Source organism: Rhizobium sp. Nf11,1, assembly GCF_050587665.1.
Lineage (GTDB): Bacteria > Pseudomonadota > Alphaproteobacteria > Rhizobiales > Rhizobiaceae > Rhizobium.
In genome coordinates this window covers 85,068-104,706 of the sequence record NZ_JBOBHU010000021.1, presented here as the reverse complement: position 1 = coordinate 104,706, position 19,639 = coordinate 85,068, and the positions used below count along the sequence as shown (strand labels likewise).

The 19,639-nt window shown below is 61.7% G+C and carries 21 protein-coding genes; 5 read left to right on the top strand and 16 right to left on the bottom strand.

Annotated features, from left to right (window positions below; translation table 11 throughout):
• Nucleotides 1–13: 13 nt before the first annotated feature.
• On the bottom strand, nt 14–1,030 hold the full coding sequence (locus tag ACQ7C1_RS25330) for a DUF2125 domain-containing protein (RefSeq protein ID WP_430960254.1): 1,017 nt from the start codon (nt 1,028–1,030) through the stop codon (nt 14–16).
• 49 nt (nt 1,031–1,079) lie between these two features.
• On the opposite strand from ACQ7C1_RS25330, the gene ACQ7C1_RS25325 reads away from it, so the two are divergent.
• The gene (locus ACQ7C1_RS25325; RefSeq protein WP_097601580.1) at nt 1,080–1,610 is read left to right on the top strand and encodes a gamma-glutamylcyclotransferase; all 531 of its coding nucleotides are present in this window, start codon (nt 1,080–1,082) and stop codon (nt 1,608–1,610) included.
• Here the strand turns inward: ACQ7C1_RS25325 and ACQ7C1_RS25320 are convergent, their stop codons facing one another.
• The 4 genes from ACQ7C1_RS25320 to ftsE form a co-directional block, all read right to left on the bottom strand.
• Nucleotides 1,611–2,408, bottom strand: a complete 798-nt coding sequence (locus tag ACQ7C1_RS25320) for a lysophospholipid acyltransferase family protein (protein WP_085779636.1) — start codon at nt 2,406–2,408, stop codon at nt 1,611–1,613. It lies immediately after the preceding gene.
• Nucleotides 2,409–2,495: 87 nt separating this feature from the next.
• On the bottom strand, nt 2,496–3,212 hold the full coding sequence (locus ACQ7C1_RS25315; protein WP_430960253.1) for a YdcF family protein: 717 nt from the start codon (nt 3,210–3,212) through the stop codon (nt 2,496–2,498).
• Nucleotides 3,213–3,279: 67 nt separating this feature from the next.
• Entirely contained in the window at nt 3,280–4,299 is a 1,020-nt protein-coding gene (locus ACQ7C1_RS25310) for a cell division protein FtsX (protein WP_430960252.1), read from the bottom strand.
• Nucleotides 4,292–4,951 (bottom strand): cell division ATP-binding protein FtsE, encoded by a 660-nt coding sequence (gene ftsE / locus ACQ7C1_RS25305; protein ID WP_097601574.1) that lies wholly within the window; start codon nt 4,949–4,951, stop codon nt 4,292–4,294. Before ftsE ends, ACQ7C1_RS25310 begins: the two co-directional genes overlap by 8 nt.
• A 206-nt stretch (nt 4,952–5,157) precedes the next feature.
• Here ftsE and ACQ7C1_RS25300 point away from each other — a divergent pair, with 206 nt between their 5' ends.
• From ACQ7C1_RS25300 to ACQ7C1_RS25290, 3 genes are all read left to right on the top strand, one after another.
• A complete protein-coding gene (locus ACQ7C1_RS25300) occupies nt 5,158–5,811 on the top strand; it encodes a hypothetical protein (protein WP_430960251.1) in 654 nt (217 codons plus the stop codon).
• A 129-nt stretch (nt 5,812–5,940) separates the two neighbouring features.
• A complete protein-coding gene (hpt, locus tag ACQ7C1_RS25295) occupies nt 5,941–6,483 on the top strand; it encodes a hypoxanthine phosphoribosyltransferase (protein ID WP_064805282.1) in 543 nt (180 codons plus the stop codon).
• 136 nt (nt 6,484–6,619) lie between these two features.
• Nucleotides 6,620–6,979: a response regulator gene (locus tag ACQ7C1_RS25290; RefSeq protein WP_010028815.1), complete on the top strand. Its 360-nt coding sequence runs from the start codon at nt 6,620–6,622 to the stop codon at nt 6,977–6,979.
• 33 nt (nt 6,980–7,012) lie between these two features.
• Here the strand turns inward: ACQ7C1_RS25290 and ACQ7C1_RS25285 are convergent, their stop codons facing one another.
• The 4 genes from ACQ7C1_RS25285 to argH form a co-directional block, all read right to left on the bottom strand.
• Entirely contained in the window at nt 7,013–9,682 is a 2,670-nt protein-coding gene (locus ACQ7C1_RS25285) for a TIGR02302 family protein (RefSeq protein WP_430960250.1), read from the bottom strand.
• Between the two features lie 268 nt (nt 9,683–9,950).
• Nucleotides 9,951–11,219, bottom strand: a complete 1,269-nt coding sequence (lysA, locus tag ACQ7C1_RS25280; protein ID WP_430960249.1) for a diaminopimelate decarboxylase — start codon at nt 11,217–11,219, stop codon at nt 9,951–9,953.
• A gap of 12 nt (nt 11,220–11,231) precedes the next feature.
• Nucleotides 11,232–11,426, bottom strand: a complete 195-nt coding sequence (lptM, locus tag ACQ7C1_RS25275) for an LPS translocon maturation chaperone LptM (protein ID WP_003582619.1) — start codon at nt 11,424–11,426, stop codon at nt 11,232–11,234.
• A gap of 149 nt (nt 11,427–11,575) precedes the next feature.
• Complete coding sequence (argH, locus tag ACQ7C1_RS25270; protein ID WP_430960248.1) at nt 11,576–12,979, bottom strand: argininosuccinate lyase; 1,404 nt, start codon at nt 12,977–12,979, stop codon at nt 11,576–11,578.
• Between the two features lie 24 nt (nt 12,980–13,003).
• Here argH and tlpA point away from each other — a divergent pair, with 24 nt between their 5' ends.
• On the top strand, nt 13,004–13,666 hold the full coding sequence (gene tlpA / locus ACQ7C1_RS25265) for a thiol:disulfide interchange protein TlpA (protein ID WP_430960247.1): 663 nt from the start codon (nt 13,004–13,006) through the stop codon (nt 13,664–13,666).
• 173 nt (nt 13,667–13,839) lie between these two features.
• Here the strand turns inward: tlpA and ACQ7C1_RS25260 are convergent, their stop codons facing one another.
• The 7 genes from ACQ7C1_RS25260 to ACQ7C1_RS25230 all read right to left on the bottom strand — a co-directional run bounded on the left by ACQ7C1_RS25260 (nt 13,840) and on the right by ACQ7C1_RS25230 (nt 19,619).
• Nucleotides 13,840–14,721, bottom strand: coding sequence for a 3-hydroxybutyryl-CoA dehydrogenase (locus ACQ7C1_RS25260; RefSeq protein ID WP_064805274.1), 882 nt, complete (start codon nt 14,719–14,721; stop codon nt 13,840–13,842).
• Between the two features lie 148 nt (nt 14,722–14,869).
• A complete protein-coding gene (locus ACQ7C1_RS25255) occupies nt 14,870–15,799 on the bottom strand; it encodes an electron transfer flavoprotein subunit alpha/FixB family protein (RefSeq protein WP_430960246.1) in 930 nt (309 codons plus the stop codon).
• A 25-nt stretch (nt 15,800–15,824) separates the two neighbouring features.
• Nucleotides 15,825–16,574, bottom strand: a complete 750-nt coding sequence (locus tag ACQ7C1_RS25250; RefSeq protein ID WP_430960245.1) for an electron transfer flavoprotein subunit beta/FixA family protein — start codon at nt 16,572–16,574, stop codon at nt 15,825–15,827.
• A gap of 184 nt (nt 16,575–16,758) precedes the next feature.
• On the bottom strand, nt 16,759–17,541 hold the full coding sequence (locus ACQ7C1_RS25245; protein ID WP_430960244.1) for a rhomboid family intramembrane serine protease: 783 nt from the start codon (nt 17,539–17,541) through the stop codon (nt 16,759–16,761).
• A 32-nt stretch (nt 17,542–17,573) separates the two neighbouring features.
• A complete protein-coding gene (locus ACQ7C1_RS25240) occupies nt 17,574–18,152 on the bottom strand; it encodes a cob(I)yrinic acid a,c-diamide adenosyltransferase (RefSeq protein WP_097601620.1) in 579 nt (192 codons plus the stop codon).
• 411 nt (nt 18,153–18,563) lie between these two features.
• The gene (locus tag ACQ7C1_RS25235; RefSeq protein WP_085779625.1) at nt 18,564–18,767 is read right to left on the bottom strand and encodes a twin transmembrane helix small protein; all 204 of its coding nucleotides are present in this window, start codon (nt 18,765–18,767) and stop codon (nt 18,564–18,566) included.
• A gap of 18 nt (nt 18,768–18,785) precedes the next feature.
• The gene (locus ACQ7C1_RS25230) at nt 18,786–19,619 is read right to left on the bottom strand and encodes an SDR family oxidoreductase (RefSeq protein WP_430960243.1); all 834 of its coding nucleotides are present in this window, start codon (nt 19,617–19,619) and stop codon (nt 18,786–18,788) included.
• Between the last annotated feature and the right edge of the window lie 20 nt (nt 19,620–19,639).

Here is a 19,639-nt window from a genome sequence, read left to right as displayed (position 1 = left end):
CCCCGGAAAAGCCTTAGATCGGTGGGATCTGACCGAGCGGAATGAAGCCGCTGACGGTGGCATTGCCGCGATCGACGACGAGATCGACTGAGACCTTGTCTCTACCGCCGGCCAGCGCCTTCAGCATCTTCGTCGCCGTGTTGACGGTCGGAGCAAGATCCGGGAAAGCCTGTTTCAGGCTGTCGCCCCAGGGGCCGAGCCGTTCAATTTCCAGCTTGAACTTCCCGGAGAGAAAGCCTTGCTCGTCGAAGGAAAACGGACCGGTGAGCGTCATCACCTTGCCGTCGCCGATGTCGGCAACGATGCGACGCAGTTCGCCGGCAGAACCATTGAGGCCGTTCGGGTCGCTGCCGTCGATCAGGCCGGCCTTGCCGGCAATCGTGAGATCGATGCTGGCAGAGAGTTTCGGGAAGAGCTGCGGCCAGTCCTTGATCGCGGTGTTCGCATCCTGCAAGGAGATCGCGCCGTCGAGATCGGCGCCGTTCTGGCGCAGGTGAATTTCGGTGCGAGCCGCGTCGAAGCTGATCGTCTGGCCGGTATAGGAGGAGACCGCCGTCGCCTTCAGGCCCTCGATGACAGTCGAGCTGCGATCGATGCCCTGCAGCCTGGTCGTCAGGCTCGCCTGCAGATTCGTCCACTGAGCCGAGACCGAAAGGCCGTTTGTGGTGCGGATTTCGGCCGGTGAATCGAGCTCCCAGACGATATGGCTCGGCGCGTAGACCTGCGCGGCGGAGCGCAATGCGCCGAAGGTGGCGGAGACGCCATTGACATTGTCGTCGACATCCACCTTGGAGCAGAACAGACCGATGCGGAAAGGATAGCCGCGGAATTCGATATCGGAGCATTCGCCGGTGACGCTGGCCTGATCGCGCGGCGCGATTGCTTTCAGCACCGTCGTTTTCAAGGCCGATGCGGCATAGAACCAGCCGCCGGTATAAAGCGCGATCACCAGGAGGATGCCTCCGCCCAGCAACAAGAATTTCTTGCTGTTGCCGGTTTGGCTGCTGCCGGATCGGCTTGACGCTGCCATGATGTTCTCCAATGGTGAATCGCAATGTGATTCCGGTCTGGCGTGCGATATGGACGAATTTTGGGTGTTTGGCTACGGCTCGCTAATGTGGAATCCGGGCTTCGAGTTCCTGGAGCGGGCAGAAGCTCTGGTGCATGGTTACCGGCGTTCGCTGTGCGTCCGATCCTTCGTCCATCGCGGCACGCCGGACAATCCCGGCCTGGTTCTCGGCCTCGACAGGGGTGGAGCATGCCGTGGCATGGCGTTTCGTGTTTCGCCGCAGAAATGGGACGAGGTGATCGATTATCTCCGCGCCCGCGAACTCGTCACCAATGTCTATCTGGAGCGCCGGGTTCGGCTGCAGTTTGCCGGCGGTCGCCGAACGGAAGCGGTTACCTACATCGCTGATCGCGACCACGAGCAATATGCCGGTACGCTCGATGCGCTTGCGGCCGCGCGGGTGGTGAACGAGGCCAGGGGGCAGTCAGGCCCGAACGACGCCTACGTCTTCAACACGCTTGCGCACCTGAGACAGATGGGCATTCGCGACCCGTGGCTGGAGCAGGTCGGCAACGAGGTGGAGCGGCTGCGGGCCGGCTGATCAGGCCGTCGCCGCCCTCACTTTGCGCAGCTCGGTCAGCCGAGCGACCGCTGTCGGCGGCAACGGCAGATGCGGATTACGGTCGACGGTGTCGATGAGGAGCTCGTCGCTTGCCCGTTCCGTGACCTCGATCAGATGAGCGAAGAAAGCATCGGGATCCATTCCCGGCATGATCGGCGGCAGGATCCTGACCTTGAAATGACCGGGATAACGGCGGACGCTCCGCCGCGGCCAGAAGAGGCCTGGATGCATCGCAACCGGCACGACGGGAATGCCAAGATCGCGGTACATGCGGGCGATGCCGTATTTATAGACCGGCTCGGCACCCGGCGGGCGGCGGGTGCCCTCAGGATAGATGATCAGCTGGCGACCGGTCGAAAGCTCCTCCCTGGTGCGTTTCAGCACTTCCACCATCACCTTGCCGCGGGCGCCGCGGTCGACCGGGATCATGCGCTGCTTCTTCGCATACCAGCCAAAGAGCGGAATCCACATCAGCTCGCGCTTCAGGATGTAGACCGGATCCTTGAGATCAGGCAGCAGCGCATAGGTGTCCCAGAAGGACTGGTGCTTCGGCGCCAGGATAAAACTGCCCTCAGGCAGGTTCTCCAGCCCCTCGATCTCGAAGGTCGTGCCGACGATCATGCGCATCAGCCAGTGGTTGGAGCGCGCCCAATTCTTTGGGATCTCATAGGCGGTCAGCCGCGGCACCACGAAATAATAGGGCGAGAGCACGATCATCCGGACGATGAGATTGGCATAGAAGATCGTGTTGAAGAGGACGGAACGCAGGGCGATCATGAAATTATCCCGAGGCATGCTCATGCGACCGGCCTACACGATATTGCCCGTGATAAAAAGCGTTTGATGCCGCTCCGATGCAAAAGCTCAGTCTGCGGCGGACACACTTGCCGAGCGCAGTCCGGTGTGACGGCCGAAGCCGGTGATATTGCGAGCGCCCGTTAACAGCACCTTTGCATATTCGGCGAGCATGACCCGCATCGCGTTCGGGTCGGTAAACCAGTTGCGGGTCTTCAAATCCGAATTGACCACCGGGTAGGGGATAAACTCGATGTCCGGATCGACATAGGAGAGTTCTGCGAGGCTGCGCGGCATGTGATAATTGTTCGTGACAACGAGAACGCTTCTGTATCCCCTGGCGTGGATCCAATTGGAGGTTTCCTCGGCGTTGCCGATCGTGTCTATCGCATCGTGGCCGATATCGACGCAGCAGGAGAAAAGATCGGCCGAGCCTTGCGTCATCTTGCGAATCTGCGCCGGCGTCGTCGTCGGATGGACGCCCGAGATCAGCAGTCGTTTGCCCGCCCCCTTCTGCAGCAGTTCCACGGCCTGGTCGATACGCTGGTAGCCGCCTGTCAGCACGACGATCGCGTCTGCCTTGGGCTCGGCCGGAGGCTTGAGCGTTGTCACGGAATCGGCAAACCGCAGAAAGCCGCCGAACACCAGGGCGATTGCCAGAACGCAACCAAAGCCGCCCCAGCGCAGCAGGCGGCGGATCGGACCGCGCCGCGGCGGCAGCCCCGCCGGACGATCAAGCTCCGGGTCCTGCCGAATCGGATTGCGTGTCGTATCGCCCATGGTCATGAATCGTGATTATACGCTGATTGCGGCGCGGAACAGACGCTTTCACGATAAAACGGCATGGTCACGATCAACTTGCGATGCCGTCGGTGCGTGTCGGGTCCGAACGCAATGTATCGATTTCATAGATCGTCCGCATGACGGTCAGCCGCGCCGTGACAGTCGTCAAGAGTGCGATGACGATCATTGTCGCGAAGATGCCGGCATAACCGAGTACACCAACGGAAAAGGTGCCGAACAGCGCCGTTGCCTGATCCGTCTCCGGCGTTGCCAGCGTACGGCTTTGCCATAAGCCGGCGCTAGCGAAGAAAAGAGCGGCAAGCGCGCTGCCGATCGCCGAACCTTTAAGGCTGATCTTCAGGAAATGCTTCTGAAATTCGGTGGCGACGAAGGAGCTTTCGGCGCCGACGAAATGCAGCACTTCGACGATGTGCCGGTTGCCCGACAGCGCGCCGCGCGTGGCGAAGACCACGGTCAGCACCATCGCCGAGAAGACCAGAAGCAGGACGCCGGTGCCGATCAGCACCGTCGTGTGCGCCATGGAGACCAGCCGGTCAACCCAGGTGCGGTGATCGTCGAGGCTCGCCTGCGGAATGCTGTCCTTGAGGAGCCCTCGCATTGCATCGAAATCCGGCGGATTGTTTTCGTCGATGGTGATGACGACGAGACGGGGAACAGGCAGATCCTTGAGATCGAGGCCGGGGCCGAGCCAGGGTTCGAGCAGCCGGGCGGTGGCTGCCTCGTCGACGATCTGGCCGCTTTTGGTGCCGACGAATGTCAGCGCCAGGTCGCGTGCCTGCGTCAGCGCTTTTTCCATATCGAGATTGTCGTCCGGCTTGATCTGGATGGTGATCTCGCGGGAGATCTGGCTCTCCCAGCTTGCCGCCGTCGAACGCACCATGCTGACGCCGCCGAGCGTCAGACAGGCAAGAAAGGCCATGATCGATATAACCACCATCAGGGCGTTGCCCTGGATATTGGAGGGCGGCAGGATCGGCGCGGTCGGGCGCACGCGCATTTCCGGCCGCTTCTGCTGAACGGCAGGCTGAGCCGGCGCTTTCTCTCGGTTCCTGGACGGGGGTTCAGTCATAGATATCGAGATGCCCCTCCGAGAGGATCATACGGCGGGCTTCTACCTGTTCCATCAGCGCCAGATCATGGGTGGCGATGACAACCGCCGTACCAAGCCGGTTGAGTTCGAGGAAAAGATTGAGCAGGCGCCTTGCCATCGGCGGGTCGACATTGCCCGTGGGCTCGTCGGCCAGTAGGACTTCCGGCCGGTCCATCAGCGCCCGTGCAATGGCGGCGCGCTGCTTTTCCCCACCGGAGAGGACCGGCGGCAGCACGTTGATGCGTTCGCCGAGCCCGACCCATTTCAAGAGTTCCAAAACGTCGGTTTTGTAGGAGCTTTCCTCCTTGCCGCGCACGCGTAAGGGCAAAGCGACATTCTCATAGGTCGTGAGATGGTCGAGCAGGCGAAAATCCTGGAAGACAATGCCGACGCGCCGGCGCAGCAGCGGCAGTTCGGGTCGGGGAATTTCGGAAATGTCGCGCCCGAACATGCGGATCAGACCACGTGTCGGCTGCAGCGACATGAAGAGCAGCCGCAACAGCGAGGTCTTGCCGGCGCCGGATGGGCCCGTCAGGAACTGAAAGGATTTCTTCGGAATGTCGAAGGTCATGTCCCGGAGGATTTCCGGGCCCATGCCATAGCGCAAACCGACATTCTCGAAGTGGATCAACGGGCAGCTCAGTCTGTTCTTGGTTTCACCGCGTGACTTGTTAACCAACACCGTTAACAGCCGGTAAAGTTTGCCGAAAAGACGCCCGTTTAATGGCAATCTTTGCGAAGCATTAACCATTAAAATTTACGACTGAGGAGGATTCGTTTCAATGCCAAGATTTCTTGCGGCAGCGAAACCATGTGGACATCTGCGAGGCAGCCACCATGGAAGCATCCTCCTTCAGCCGCCGTACGCCGGGCCAGGCCTATGATTTCCTGCCGCCCGAACTCGTACGCCGCCAGTATCGTTCGACACGTCCTGCTGATGTCTCCGACGCCGAATTCGTGACGGTCGGCAAAACCCGGCCGAAGGACTTCAGCACCAAGATCCATAACGACAACGGCGGGCGCATGGCGGCAGCACGCGTCGCACGGCCGCCGCTCCTGTCGGCGATGGCTGCTTCCGCTCTGCGAAGGGCGGAATCCTGGCTGCAGCGAGCGTCGCCGCGCAGTTTCGCGGTGCTGGTACTGGCGCTCGCCGTGCTCGTTTTCGGGCTCGCAGGCGGCTTTTCCGGCCTTTCCCCCGCGGGCGCCTCCTCCGGAGCGCCGCTGCATTTCACCCATGTCACCGTGACGCCGCGTGATGCGAACGGCATGCGTGTGCTCGTCGTCAACGGCATCATCGAAAACGAAAGCGGCACGACGCAGACGGTGCATCCGATCCGCGTCGATCTGGTGACCGACGAACGACTGACGGCAAGCGTCGTCATCGATCCGCCCGCCGACGTCATCTACGACGGCCAAAGCCGTGGCTTTTCAGCCCGCGTCCAGCACGCCGGCGGAAAATTGCCGGAGGTCCGGCTTTCTTTCCTGCCGTAGAAATAACGGGTTTCGTGATCGCTTTCTGCCACAGGATGCACCAATCCCGTTGATTTCATAAACGGCGAGGCTGTTTCAGGCGCGCATATGTGCTAACGGCTTACCCTTCTTTTCATGGAGCAAGCCCTTATGCCTGTCGTGCGCGGAAAAAATATCGAGCCGCTCTTCACCGCCGAGCAGATCGCGGAGCGCAATCATGCGATGGCGCGGGAGATCGCCAACGGTCCGACCAAGGACCTGCTCGTCATTGCCGTGCTCAAGGGCTCCTTCATCTTCGCCGCCGACCTGATTCGCGCCCTGCACGACACCGGACTTGCTCCTGAGGTCGAGTTCATCACGCTTTCGAGTTACGGCACCGGCACCGTTTCGCAGGGCGTGCGCATCGTCAAGGATATCGACAGCGACGTACATGGCCGAGACGTCCTCCTGATTGACGATATTCTCGAGTCCGGCCGGACGCTGCTCTTTGCCAAGGAACTGCTCTTCGAACGTGGCGCGCGCAACGTGACGATCGCCGTGCTGCTCGACAAGCGGGTCAAGCGCAAGGAAAAGCTGGAGGCCGATTATGTCGGCTTCGAATGTCCCGATTACTTCGTCGTCGGCTACGGCATGGACGTTGCCTATGCGTTTCGCGAACTGCCTTTCGTGGGCGTAGTGACCGGCGACGCCTGAGGGAATGCAGGCGTCGCTTAGTTGCCGCGTGAAGACGGGTTGTTAACCATCTCGCCTATCGCTTCGCCATCTTTACCGATCGAAAAGGAAAGTCTGGTGATTTCCGTCGCGGGGCTGAAGACGGAGCAATGCACATATGGCAAGAATTCTGATTACGGAAGACGAGGATTCCCTGCGGTCTTTCGTAGCCCGGGCCTTGCGGCTTGACGGTCACGAGACCGATGAAGCGGCTGACGGCGCCGAGGGGCTGGAGAAGCTGAAGGACGGGGTCTACGATCTGCTGCTGTCGGACATCCGCATGCCCGTGATGGACGGCATCGAACTCGCCCATCAGGCGAAGGACGCCTTCCCCGCTTTGAAGATCCTGCTGATGACCGGCTATGCCGAGCAGCGCGAGCGCGCCGACGATCTCGCAGAAAAAATCATCGACGTCGTCGCAAAGCCATTTGCGCTTCCCGATATCCGCAAGGCTGTCGCCCGGGCACTCGTCGCTTAAAGCGCACGCCTATCTTTGACGGCGGTATAAGGCTTACTGGATGTCCAGAAGCCGTTCGAGATACCGCCGTTCCATTTCCTGTGGCGGATTGTTGCCGAGCTTCTCGCGGATCGCATCGAGAATTTCGCGTGCGCGCTGAACGTCGATTTCGTCAGGCACCTTCACGCCATCGTTGTCGATATAGCCGTTGGTCATGCGCGGTCGCCCCAACGGATCCCGGCCGTTCTGATCGCCCTGGCCGACCTGGCCGTTCGGGCCTTGTCCCTGCTGGCCCCGCTGCGCCTGCATCATCTGGTTCATCATGTCGCGAGCGCCCTGGCGAAGGGCTTCCAGCGCACGGCCCTGGTTCTCGACGGCCGTGTCGCCGCGGCCCTGGCCGAGCTCGCGGCCGGCGCCGTCCATCTCGCGTTGGGCCTGGCCGAAGCCCGGGCCGGGCTTCATGCCCATTTCGCCGAGTTTCTTCTGCAATTCCCCGAGCTGCTTGCCGAGGGCATCCTGCTGGGCGCGCAACTGCTTCAGCGCTTCTCTGAGCTGCTCGGCGGTCATCTGGTCGGAAGGTTTCTGGCCCTGACCTTGCTGGCTCTGGTCTTGCTGCCCTTGCTGCTGGTCCTGCGGTTCGCCATTCTCTCCCGGCATCATATCGTCGAGCAGCGGATCGTTTTCGCCCATATCGGATTCGCCACGCTGCATACGGTCCTTGAGCTGCTGATCGAGGCGGAAGGTTTCTTCCATCAGCTTCTGCTGATCGCGCAGGATCTCGCCGAGCTTGTCGATCTGCTTGCGGGCTTCGCTGTTTTCCTGACCCTGCTGGCCCCGCTGCGGCCGGCCGGCCTGCAGGTTGTTCATCATGCGCTGCAATTCCGACAGCATCTGCTGTGCCGCGTCGCGATTGCCGGAGCGGGCGAGATTCTCGATCTGGTCCATCATCCGTTCCAGATCCTGCTGGCGCAGGATGTTCTGCGCGTTCTGGTTCGGCTGCATCGTCGGGGCATTCTGCATGCGTTCGGCAAGCTCCGTCAGATAGTCCTGCATCGCCTTGCGCAGCTCATCCATCAGCTTCTTGATCTCTTCGTCGGGCGCGTTGCGGTCCAATGCGTCTGCAAGCTTCTGCTGGGCTTCACGCAGCTTGCGTTCGGCAAGCGAAAGATCGCCGTCCTCCATGCCGAGCGCGATTTCCCAGAGATACTGGGCAGTATCCTTCAGCGCCTCCTCGCCTCTTGCCAGCTTCATGCGGGCCAAGGCCGATTCCAGCAGCAAGTAGTTGGTAAGCTTGGGGATGGTCTCCTCGGGACGGATGGTCAGCGCCTCGTTCAGCGCGATCGCCTGCGGCATCTTACGGGTATCGAGCGCGAAAACCTGCCGTTCCTCGGCGACAGCTGCGGCAAGCGGCTCGTTGAAGGGTCGCGACGGCAGCGTCATCTCGTAGGGCGGGCTGCGGCCGGTCTGCCCGGCGGCATCCTTGGCGACGAGGGTAATGCGCACCGGCTTGCCGGCAAGCGGATGTTCGGTCAGATTCCGGCTGGTCACGCCCTTGGCGTCGCGGGCGTTGCGACGGGGAATATCCAGCCGGTACTCCGGCAGCGGATATAGCGGCGTCGCCGTCGGATCATTTTCCAGAGGAACGATCTCCGCATGGGCCTCCTGGACGCCGTAATCGTCCTTGACGGTGAAGCCGATTTCCAGCGCGCCGTTGACGCTTGCCTTCGGCATGCCGTCAAAGGCGATTTCAGGCGCCTTGTCAGGCAGCACGTCGAAGCTCCAGCGGCGACCGTTGACTTCGAGCGCGCCGTTTTCCTCAAGCTTCATCACATGCGTCTGCGCGATGAGGGCATTATTGGCAGGCGCGCCGGCCGTCGGCTGCTCGCCGGCAGGCGCGCTTGCCTGCTGCGGCTTTGCGTCAGCCTGCACGGCGATATCCCGCGCCTCGCCGTTCGCCTTGCGGAACACGACCTTTTCGGCCGTCTTTCCGCCGCTGACGCGCACGGTGAGGCCGGAGAACTGCGGAACGCCGATCGGCGCCTGTTCGCTGCCGTCGGCGGTCAAGTAAACCGGCGCGCGACCGGTATAGGAGGGCGGCGTCACCCAGGCATCGATGCGCACCGCCGGATCGACCGCCACCTGTTCGGGCGCTGACTGCAATGCGTCACTGACCGAGCCACCGTTGAGCGACAGCGAATAGCCAAAAGCGGTGACAACAAGCAGAGCAGGGATGGCGCGCAGGGCGAAGCGGTCATGTGCGGCGATATCAGGCCGCGGCATGCCGGCATCGAGTGCTGCGATCTTTTCGGCCATGCGCACCTGGTGCTCACGCCAAAGTGCCCGCGAAAAGGGTGTGTCGTAGGCCGGCTCGTCTTCCTGGACGGCAACCGGCTGGTGCGGCAGGCCGTTGCGCTCTTCCAGCATGCGATCGGCTTCAGCGGTTTTCGGCCAGCGCAGATGGCGGAAGGGAACAAGCGAGACGAGGAACGCCGCGGCAAAGGCGATCAGCAGCAGGATGCGCAGCCAGTCCGGCACGTTGCGGAAGATACCGAACCAGGAAGCCGAAAGATAAATGGCGACGATGGAGAGGACCGGCGTCAGCAGCGGCAGCAGTTGCTCGAAGAAGAGCACGGTGCGCGCCAGCAGGCGTTTCGTCGTTACCAGCCGGGCAAGCGAGGGACGGAGCGCAAATGCACCCTTCCTCTGCATTGAGGGGCTTGTCATCGGTCCGGTCTCCGCGATCTGGCGTTCTGGTACAGAGGGCGCTTCCGGCGATTGCGGGGCAATACGCTCATGAACGAAAGGATAACACTCTTTGTGGCGAAGGCGAGGGCGAACGGGCAGGAATACCGCCTTTTCACGTTTATTCGCCGAAAAGTGATGGTGCTGCTAAAGCGCGCCGCGATCTTTCAGATTCGCTTCTTGCGCTTTAGCTCTATGTTTTACGGATGTCGTTAACGCAAAACCGCTTCACACTTTTGAGCGACATGCTCTAATCGAGCCAGGCCGGAACGGAATCGAGGCTGATCAGCTCGGCATAGGTCCTGCGTGGGCGGATCACATGAAAATCGCTGCCCCTGACCAGAACTTCGGGCACCAGCAGGCGGCTGTTATAGGTGCCGGCCTGCACCGCGCCATAGGCGCCGGCAGTGCTGACGGCCATCAGATCGCCGGGCTTCGGCATCGCCATTTCGCGGTCGAGCGCCAGATAATCGCCGGTCTCGCAAACGGGGCCAACCACGTCGGCGCGGATGCGCGGCGCGTTTGCTGCCGATATCGTCACCGGACGGATCTCGTGATAGGCCTCATAGAGCGTCGGTCGAATGAGGTCGTTCATCGCACCGTCGACGATGACGAAAGTCTTCTCGCCGCCGTCCTTAACATAAAGAACTTCGGTCACGAGAATGCCGGCATTGCCGACGATCAGGCGACCGGGTTCGGTGACGATCTTGCAGTTCAGGCCGCGAAGCTGGTTCTTGACGATCGCCGCATAGGCATCGGGCAGCGGCGGCGGATTGTTGTCATCCTTATAGGGAACGCCAAGGCCACCGCCGATATCGACGTGATGGATGGAGTGGCCGTCGGCACGCAATGTCGCGACGAGATCGCGCAGCAGCTTGAAGGCGTCGTCGAAGGGCTGCAGCTCGGTGATCTGGCTGCCGATATGCATGTCGATGCCCGTGACTACGATGCCGGGCAGCTTGGCGGCATGGGCATAGATGGCGCGGGCGCGATCCCAAGAGATGCCGAACTTGTTTTCCTTCTTGCCGGTCGAGATCTTCGCATGCGTCTTGGCATCGACATCCGGATTGATGCGGAAGGAGACCGGCGCCTTCTTGCCGGCGTTGACGGCGCGCTGGTTAAGAATCTCCAGCTCAGGCTCGGATTCGACGTTGAAGCAGTAGATGCCAGCCTCGAGGGCGAAATCCATCTCCTGCGGCGTCTTGCCGACGCCCGAAAACATGATGCGGCTCGCCGGAATGCCGGCGGCAAGTGCACGGCGCAGTTCGCCTTCCGAAACGACGTCGATGCCGGCGCCGAGGCGTCCCAGGGTCTTCAGCACGGCTTGGTTCGAGTTCGCCTTCATCGCATAGCAGACCATGGAGTCGACATCGGCGAAGGCTTCCGAGAAGACGCGATAGTGGCGCTCCAGCGTTGCGGTTGAATAGACGTAGAACGGCGTGCCGACCGCCTTGGCGATCTCCGGAACGGGGACGTTCTCGGCGTAAAGGATGCCGTCGCGGTAATCGAAATGGTTCACGGGGTGCGCGCCTTAAAGGAGGGGGTCAAGGAGGAAGGGCTTGTCAACGGTGCCGGGCTGTTTCGTCGGCTTGGAAACGTCGCCTTCTTTCGTCGCCGCAGCACTCGGCGGATCGAGATCGCCCTTGCGTCCGCATCCGGCAACGGCAAGGCCGATGACGGCGAGCACCGCCGTCAGGCGGATGAGGTGCGGCAAGCTCTTCTGCATGGATATCCTCTTGTGCGGCCTATGGCTGATATCGTTCATCGAACGACGGGATCTTCATAGCGAAGTTTCTCAGCCTTGTGCACCCTGATTGTTGGGCGGTTTCGAGCGCTGGCAGAAGGGCGAGGCGGCTTTCGGCCTGCCCTGTACCCTCAATTGCGGGCGCGCCAGAAGGCGATCTGCTTGCGGACTTCGGACGGGGCCGTGCCGCCGAAGCTCTTGCGGCTGGCGACCGAGGCTTCCACCGTCAACACGTCGTAGACCTTGTCGGTGATTGCAGAATGGATCGCCAGCAGGTCGGAGAGCGGCAGTTCGGCAAGATCGCAGCCCTTGCTTTCGGCGAGCGCCACGGCGCGGCCGGTGACGTGATGGGCATCACGGAAGGGCAGGCCCGCTTCGCGCACCAGCCAGTCGGCAAGATCGGTCGCCGTCGAAAAACCGGAGCCGGCCGCCGCCTTCATGCGCGCGGTATTGACGGTCATGTCGCGCACCATGCCGGTCATGGCGGCAATCGCCAGTTCCAGGCTCTCGGCGGCGTCGAACACCTGCTCCTTGTCTTCCTGCATATCCTTTGAATAGGCGAGCGGCAGGCCTTTCATGATCGTCAGCAGCGCGATCAGCGAGCCGTTGATGCGGCCGGTCTTGGCGCGCACCAGTTCGGCTGCGTCCGGATTCTTCTTCTGCGGCATGATCGAGGAGCCGGTCGAGAAGGCGTCGGACAGGCGCACGAAACCGAATTGCGGGGTCGACCAGATGACGATCTCTTCCGCGAGGCGCGACAGATGCATGCCCGTGATCGCGGCGATCGCCAGGAATTCGATGGCGAAGTCGCGGTCGGAGACCGTATCGATGGAATTGCGGGTCGGCTCGCGGAAACCCAATGCCTTGGCCGTCATATGGCGATCGATCGGATAACCGGTGCCGGCAAGGGCGGCAGCGCCGATCGGGCTCTCGTCCAGATGCTCGATAGCATGGCGCACGCGCGAGCGGTCACGGCCGAACATTTCGACATAGGCCATGCAGTGATGGCCGAAGGTGACGGGCTGGGCGGTCTGCAGATGGGTGAAGCCCGGCATGACGCTTTCGGCATGTTCCTCGGCGCGGTCGAGGAAGGCGGCGATCAGGCCGGTCAACATCCGTTCGGTCTTCTCAAGCTCTTCCTTCACCCAGAGACGGAAGTCGAGCGCCACCTGATCGTTGCGCGAGCGGGCGGTGTGCAGCCGGCCGGCCGCCGGACCGATCAGCGTCGCCAGGCGTGCTTCGATATTCATATGGATGTCTTCGAGCTGGCGGGAGAATTCGAAATTGCCGCTTTCGATTTCTGACAGGATCGTGTTTAGCCCGTGAACGATCTTGTCCTTATCGTCTGACGAAATGATCCCCTGATGGGCGAGCATCGTCGCATGGGCGACGGAACCACGGATATCCTGCGCGAATAGCTTCTTGTCGAAACCGATTGAGGCATTTATCTCCTCCATGATCGCGTCCGGGCCGGAGGCGAAGCGCCCACCCCACATCTGGTTGGAGGATTTGGTGTCCGTGTTGTTCTCGGCCATAAGATGCCCGTCCTGGAGAATGAAATGACGACGAAAAAACCCTTCGGCCTGCCGTCCGGAAAACTGATCGCAATCGCCGCCGTCGCAGGTGTCGTTGCAGGTGCGGCAGCGGTATACGTGAAGGAGGCGGGCATTGGCAATGGCATCGGCAGTAGCGCTTCGGCCGAATGCCCGCAGGCAAAGGAGAGCGCCGCCAAACTGGCGCCGCTGATGAAGGGGCAGGTCGCCGCCATGGTTGCCGCCAACGAGCCGCGCAAACTGGCGACGGTTTCCTTCAACGGACCGGATGGTAAATCGCTGACGCTCGATCATTTCGCCGGCAAGACCGTGCTGCTCAATCTCTGGGCCACATGGTGCGTGCCCTGTCGCGAGGAGATGCCGGCGCTGAACGCGCTGGAAAAGGAAATGGGCAGCGACAAGTTCCAGGTCGTGCCCGTCAATATCGACACTGGCAATGATGAGAAGCCGAAGACTTTCCTCGCCGAGACCGGTGTCGATGCGCTGCAGCTTTACCGCGACAATACGATCGGCGTCTTCAACAGCCTGAAGAAGGAAGGTATCGCTTTCGGCCTGCCGGTGACGCTGCTGCTCGACGACAAGGGCTGCCTGATTTCGGCCATGAACGGGCCTGCCGCTTGGGACAGCGAAGATGCAAAGGCGCTGATCAAGGGTGCGATCGGGTCGTGAGTGCGCTCAGGAGTCCCCATCTCCTCTTATGAGGAAGACGCCCGCGAGTCCGATAAGGACGCAGCATTGCAGCAGGAACATGGGTGTTTCGGTCGACATGGCATTCCTCCCGTTCCGGCAAGGAAAGCATTTAGCGGGCGTGCGGTCCACTCGCCCTTTCTGATGATCTCTGCTTATCGGGTCGGGACGGGCACTTCGCCACGATAATCGTAGAAGCCGCGGCCGGATTTGCGTCCGAGCCAGCCGGCTTCGACATATTTCACCAGCAGCGGGCATGGGCGATACTTCGAGTCCGCCAACCCGTCGTGCAGCACCTGCATGATCGAGAGGCACGTGTCGAGGCCGATGAAATCGGCAAGCTGCAGCGGCCCCATCGGATGGTTGGCGCCGAGCTTCATCGCCGTGTCGATGGCGTCGACGGTGCCGACACCTTCGTAGAGCGTATAGATCGCCTCGTTGATCATCGGCAACAGAATGCGGTTGACGATGAAGGCCGGGAAGTCCTCGGCGACGGTGACGGTCTTCTCCAGCGAGCCGACGAATTCCTTGGCGGCGGTGAAGGTCTTCTCGTCGGTCGCAATGCCACGCACCAGCTCGACCAGCTTCATCACCGGCACCGGGTTCATGAAATGTATGCCCATGAAGCGCTCGGCGCGGTCGGTGGCAGCAGCAAGACGGGTGATGGAAAGCGAAGAGGTGTTGGTGGCCAGCAGCGCTTCCGGCTTCATCACCGGGCAGACCTGGCTATAAATCTTGCGCTTGACGCTTTCGTCCTCGGTGGCCGCCTCGATGACGAGATCGGACGGGGCGAGATCGTTGACATCGGCGGAGCCTGATATGCGCGACAGGGTCGCCTTGCGTTCCTCGTCGGTCATCTTGCCGTTCGTCACCAGGCGGGCGAGATTGCCGTTGATGGTGGCGAGGCCGGATTCGATGCGGTCCTGCGAGAGATCGTAGATGTGAACCCTGTAACCTGCGGCGGCCGAAACATGTGCGATGCCGCAGCCCATCTGGCCAGCACCGATAATACCAATATTCTTCAACACCGCATTCATCTCCAAACCCCCGCCGGCAGTCGCCCCCGCGTTGCCGTATTATATTAGCAATACTGCCGGACGAAAGATCGCCCGGCAGTAAGTAGTAGACCGATAAAAGACAATTTTCCAGTCATTCGCAAGTGCGAAAGAAAGGCATTTGCCTCGCTCAGAGCGCCTTTTGCAATTCCGGCAGGGCGTCGAACAGATCGGCGACGAGGCCATAGTCGGCAACCTGGAAGATCGGCGCCTCCTCGTCCTTGTTGATGGCGACGATCACCTTCGAATCCTTCATGCCGGCCAGATGCTGGATGGCGCCGGAGATGCCGCAGGCGATATAGAGATCGGGCGCCACCACCTTGCCGGTCTGGCCGACCTGCCAGTCGTTCGGGGCATAACCGGCATCGACGGCAGCACGGCTGGCGCCAACCGCCGCACCGAGCTTGTCGGCCACCGGCAGGATGACTTGCTTGAACTTCTCGGCCGAGCCGAGTGCGCGGCCGCCCGAGATGATGACCTTGGCCGAGGTCAATTCCGGACGTTCCGACGCCGACAGTGCATCGGAGACGAAACGCGACAGCCCCGGATCGGAGACGGCCGGGATCGCCTCGACCGTTGCCGAACCGCCTTCCGCTGCCGAGGCGAAGGAAGCAGTGCGCACGGTGATCACCTTCTTGGCGTCGCTTGATTGCACCGTCTGGATGGCGTTGCCGGCATAGATCGGCCGCTTGAAGGTGTCGGCGGAGACGACCTCGATGATCTCCGAGACCTGGGCGACGTCGAGCAGGGCTGCCACCCGCGGCAGCACCGTCTTGCCGACCGAGGTGGCGGCCGAGACGATCGTGTCATAGGAGCCGGCAAGCGAGACGATCAGCTCGGCCAGCGGTTCGGCGAGATTGTTGGCAAGCGCGTCGCTTTCGGCGAGCAGCACCTTGGAGACGCCGGAGAGTTTTGCCGCCTGATCGGCCGCAGCCCTGGCAGCCTTGCCGGCAACCAGCACATGCACGTCGGAGCCGATCTGGCTTGCCGCCGTCAGCGCCTTGGCGGTCTGGTCGGAAAGGTGATTGCCGTCATGGTCGGCCAGAAGAAGAATGGTCATGATAGTTGCTCCTGTTCCAGCCCGATTACAGCACGCCGGCTTCGTTCTTCAGCTTGTCGACGAGTTCGGCGACCGACTTGACCTTAACGCCGGCCTTGCGGCCGGACGGCTCCTCGGTCTTCAGCACCTTCAGCCGCGGCGCCGTGTCGACGCCGAAATCGGCAGGGCTCTTCTTGTCGAGCGGCTTCTTCTTCGCCTTCATGATGTTCGGCAGCGAGGCGTAACGCGGCTCGTTCAGTCTGAGGTCGGTGGTGATGACCGCCGGCAGCTTGATCTCGATCGTCTGCAGGCCGCCGTCGACCTCGCGGGTGACCTGAGCCTTACCGTCACCGATCTCGATCTTCGAGGCAAAGGTCGCCTGGGCCGAGCCCAGCAATGCCGCCAGCATCTGGCCGGTCTGGTTCGAATCGTCGTCGATCGCCTGTTTGCCGACGATGATAAGGCTAGGCTGCTCGGCATCGGCGACCCCCTTAAGGATCTTGGCGACGGCGAGCGGCTCGACGGCGTCGTCGGTCTCGACTAGGATCGCCCGGTCGGCGCCCATGGCGAGCGCCGTGCGCAGCGTTTCCTCGGCCTTGGCCGGGCCGATCGACACCACCACCACTTCTTCCGCCTTGCCGGCTTCCTTCAATCTCAGCGCCTCTTCCACCGAGATCTCGTCGAACGGGTTCATCGACATCTTCACATTGGCAAGCTCGACACCCGTGCCATCCGGCTTCACCCGGATCTTCACGTTGTAGTCGACAACCCGCTTGACGGGCACGAGAATCTTCATGGGAGCCTTCCTTCAAGAGAAACTGATTTCACGAGTTTTTAGGAAAATGCGCGCTCAGGCGCCGCTTCGATTGTCGAATGGCGACATGGATACGCGTTTTTCCTCCAAATACAACGCTTGCATGATGCCGGCAGGGAATCGCCTCGGCAATATATGGACGTTTACGTACACGTCAATATATCGGTCAACGCCGGTCTCGACCCCAGGGAAGACGCTGCTCGTTGCGGCCGCCCGTGCCGGCCGCAACGGCGCCGGCTTCATCCCTTACGGCGCGGGGCGTTACGATTTCACGGTCGAAGAGCGGCAGGCCTGGACGGCGCAGGACGAGAATCAGCAGGGCACCGGCAAGGATGCCGCCGACATGGGCGCCCCAGGAAACATCGCCATCCAGCGCAATCGCCAGCATGAAGAATTGTTGTCCGATCCACAAAAGCAGCGGCACGAAGGCCGGCAGGGGCAAGGGCACACGCAGGAACACCAGCACCCAGACCCTGACGCGCGGATGCAGCATGACATAGGCGGCAACGACGCCGGAGATCGCCCCGGAAGCGCCGACCAGCGGCGCTTCCGACGTCGCCGTCAGCAGCCCGTGGCAAAGGGCGCCGGCAGCGGCGCAGAGGAGGTAGAAAAGCAGGAAACGCATATGCCCCATCGCGTCCTCGACATTGTCGCCGAAGACCCAGAGGAAGACCATGTTGGAGGCCAGATGCCAGAAGCCGGTATGGACGAAGGCATAGGTGAGATAGGTGAGCGGTTCCGGCACGATTTCCAATCCCTGTGCCAATTGGGCGTGCCCGAAGGCGATCGCCGGGATGAAGCCGAGGCCGACCGTCGTCGCCTGGGCTGCCAGTTCGCTCTCCAGGCTGGTGAAGAGCCAGACCGCGACATTCAGGACGATCAAAGCCAGGGTCACCCACTGAACCTTGATATGCTTCAGCGTATTGGCATCATGAAGTGGTATGAACATAAGGCCCCCCGGCGATCGTGATCGCGGCAAACCTATCTGTTTTTTCCCGGAACCCAAAGCACATCCGCACGACCGCGTTCATTCGCGTGACGGGCCGCCACGAAGAGGAAATCCGAGAGCCGATTGACGTATTTCCTTGCAGGCTCGCTGACGATTTCACCGTCGCTGCGGGCAAGCGCCACCATCAGACGTTCGGCGCGCCTCGCAATCGTGCGGGCAAGATGCAGATGTGCGGCAGCGGGACTGCCGCCCGGCAGGATGAAGGATTTCAGCGGCTCGAGACCGGAGTTCAACTGATCGATGTCGCGCTCGACGCGGTCGACTTGGGTCTCGACTATCCGCAACGGTTCGTAGGCCGGCGTCTCTCCGGTATCGGGCGTGGCGAGATCGGCGCCGAGATCGAAGAGGTCGTTCTGGATCGACATCAGCATGGCGTCGAGCTCGGGCAAGCCTGATGTGTGCAGCCGCGCCAGGCCGATCGCCGAATTGGCTTCGTCGATCGTGCCATAGGCTTCGACGCGCAGATCGTCCTTAAGCCGGCGCGGGCCGGAAACCAGCCCGGTCGTGCCGTCATCGCCGGTTTTGGTGTAGATCCTGTTGAGTTTCACCATGTAGCACCGCCTGGCGGGAGGGCTTTTGCAAGGCCGGAGATCGGCGAGGCCGGCCCCTCATCCGGCTGCCGCCACCTTCTCCCCGTTTTCACGGGGAGAAGGGAACATGCTGCACCCTCTCCGCTCCTCACTGACGTCTCGCAGGGCACGTCCCCTCTCTCCGTCGGAACGGGGAGAGGGTTGGGGTGAGGGGCAGCCACTGGTACAAACCGAACCGCTGTGGGCTTGACCCGAGCATCTACACGGCGCCCACCAGCAGCCGCGGCTTGGATCCTCGGCTCAAGGCCGAGGATGACGAAGAATGGAGTTCGCCCTTTCGCCAAACCTGACGCTGCCTGGAGAGACACCTCATCCGGCATCACCTCGGCTCTGTCATTCCCATTCGTCATCAAAACCTCCACTATGGTTTCCTCACGTCGGCCGGCCGCCGCCGGTGATCCAGAGAGTGATCATGATCAGGATGACGGCGATGGCCTGCAGCAGCACACGAAGCTGCATCAGCTTGTTGGAACGGTTGGCATCGCCGCCCTTCATCATGTTGAAGAGGCCGCGGATCAGCACGAGGGCGACGAGGCCCATGACGATGATCGCAAGGATATAGGTGGCCGTGGACATGGTATTCAACTTTCTCGGTCAATCGGTCCAGCGCATCAGATTGTAGAAGAGGTCCGCCGGAAGCAGCCGCTTCAGGAGCATGCCCTGTTTAGCCGGAGTCGTTACAGGATAATGTGGCCTTGGTCTTTTCGAGTTCAATGCGTGTTTCAACACCGAATAGACCGCGTCCGGGCCAAGTTTGTGGCGGTTGACCGGCCCGGAGCCGTCAAGTCTCGCCAACTGTCTGGCATAATCGGCTGCGTGCGGCGAATTCTCGAGGTCGATGTTTTCTTTGAACTTTGCGAGCGCATTGGCGGTGAAACGCGTGGCGATCGGCCCGGGCTCGATCAGGCTCACATGGATGCCGCTGCCGGAGAGCTCCATGCGCAGGGTGATGCTGAGGCCCTCGAGCGCAAATTTCGAGGCGGTGTAGGCACCGCGATAGCGATAAGGAACCAGGCCGAGAATGGAGGAGCATTGCACGATCCGTCCGCGACCATGGTTGCGCATCGACGGAATGAGCTGCCGCGTCAATTCGTGCCAGCCGAAGAAGTTCGCTTCGAACTGCGCTCGCAGCGCCGCCGACGACAGATCCTCGACGGCACCAGGCTGGCCATAGGCACCGTTGTTGAAGAGCGCGTCGATGCGGCCGTCGCTGCGATCGAGGACCGCGGCTGCCAGGTCGCAGATGGTGTCGGCCCTGGCATAGTCCATCACGAAGGCTTCGATGCCGTCGGCTTCCAGTGCCGGCAGATCATCCGCCTTGCGCACCGTCGCAAAGACACGCCAGCCATCGGCTTTCAGCGCCCGGGCGCAGTAAGCGCCGATGCCGGAGGAACAGCCGGTGACGACGATTGTGCGCTGTTCCGCCATGGAATGATTCCTGTACAAAA

Excerpts from the sequence above, each read along its gene's own strand:
- ACQ7C1_RS25330 (WP_430960254.1), bottom strand. The coding sequence starts at position 1,030 with ATGGCAGCGTCAAGCCGATCCGGCAGCAGCCAAACCGGCAACAGCAAG.
- ACQ7C1_RS25325 (WP_097601580.1), top strand. The coding sequence starts at position 1,080 with ATGGACGAATTTTGGGTGTTTGGCTACGGCTCGCTAATGTGGAATCCG.
- ACQ7C1_RS25320 (WP_085779636.1), bottom strand. The coding sequence starts at position 2,408 with ATGATCGCCCTGCGTTCCGTCCTCTTCAACACGATCTTCTATGCCAAT.
- ACQ7C1_RS25315 (WP_430960253.1), bottom strand. The coding sequence starts at position 3,212 with ATGACCATGGGCGATACGACACGCAATCCGATTCGGCAGGACCCGGAG.
- ACQ7C1_RS25310 (WP_430960252.1), bottom strand. The coding sequence starts at position 4,299 with ATGACTGAACCCCCGTCCAGGAACCGAGAGAAAGCGCCGGCTCAGCCT.
- ACQ7C1_RS25300 (WP_430960251.1), top strand. The coding sequence starts at position 5,158 with ATGGAAGCATCCTCCTTCAGCCGCCGTACGCCGGGCCAGGCCTATGAT.
- hpt (WP_064805282.1), top strand. The coding sequence starts at position 5,941 with ATGCCTGTCGTGCGCGGAAAAAATATCGAGCCGCTCTTCACCGCCGAG.
- ACQ7C1_RS25290 (WP_010028815.1), top strand. The coding sequence starts at position 6,620 with ATGGCAAGAATTCTGATTACGGAAGACGAGGATTCCCTGCGGTCTTTC.
- ACQ7C1_RS25285 (WP_430960250.1), bottom strand. The coding sequence starts at position 9,682 with ATGACAAGCCCCTCAATGCAGAGGAAGGGTGCATTTGCGCTCCGTCCC.
- lptM (WP_003582619.1), bottom strand. The coding sequence starts at position 11,426 with ATGCAGAAGAGCTTGCCGCACCTCATCCGCCTGACGGCGGTGCTCGCC.
- argH (WP_430960248.1), bottom strand. The coding sequence starts at position 12,979 with ATGGCCGAGAACAACACGGACACCAAATCCTCCAACCAGATGTGGGGT.
- tlpA (WP_430960247.1), top strand. The coding sequence starts at position 13,004 with ATGACGACGAAAAAACCCTTCGGCCTGCCGTCCGGAAAACTGATCGCA.
- ACQ7C1_RS25260 (WP_064805274.1), bottom strand. The coding sequence starts at position 14,721 with ATGAATGCGGTGTTGAAGAATATTGGTATTATCGGTGCTGGCCAGATG.
- ACQ7C1_RS25255 (WP_430960246.1), bottom strand. The coding sequence starts at position 15,799 with ATGACCATTCTTCTTCTGGCCGACCATGACGGCAATCACCTTTCCGAC.
- ACQ7C1_RS25250 (WP_430960245.1), bottom strand. The coding sequence starts at position 16,574 with ATGAAGATTCTCGTGCCCGTCAAGCGGGTTGTCGACTACAACGTGAAG.
- ACQ7C1_RS25245 (WP_430960244.1), bottom strand. The coding sequence starts at position 17,541 with ATGTTCATACCACTTCATGATGCCAATACGCTGAAGCATATCAAGGTT.
- ACQ7C1_RS25240 (WP_097601620.1), bottom strand. The coding sequence starts at position 18,152 with ATGGTGAAACTCAACAGGATCTACACCAAAACCGGCGATGACGGCACG.
- ACQ7C1_RS25235 (WP_085779625.1), bottom strand. The coding sequence starts at position 18,767 with ATGTCCACGGCCACCTATATCCTTGCGATCATCGTCATGGGCCTCGTC.
- ACQ7C1_RS25230 (WP_430960243.1), bottom strand. The coding sequence starts at position 19,619 with ATGGCGGAACAGCGCACAATCGTCGTCACCGGCTGTTCCTCCGGCATC.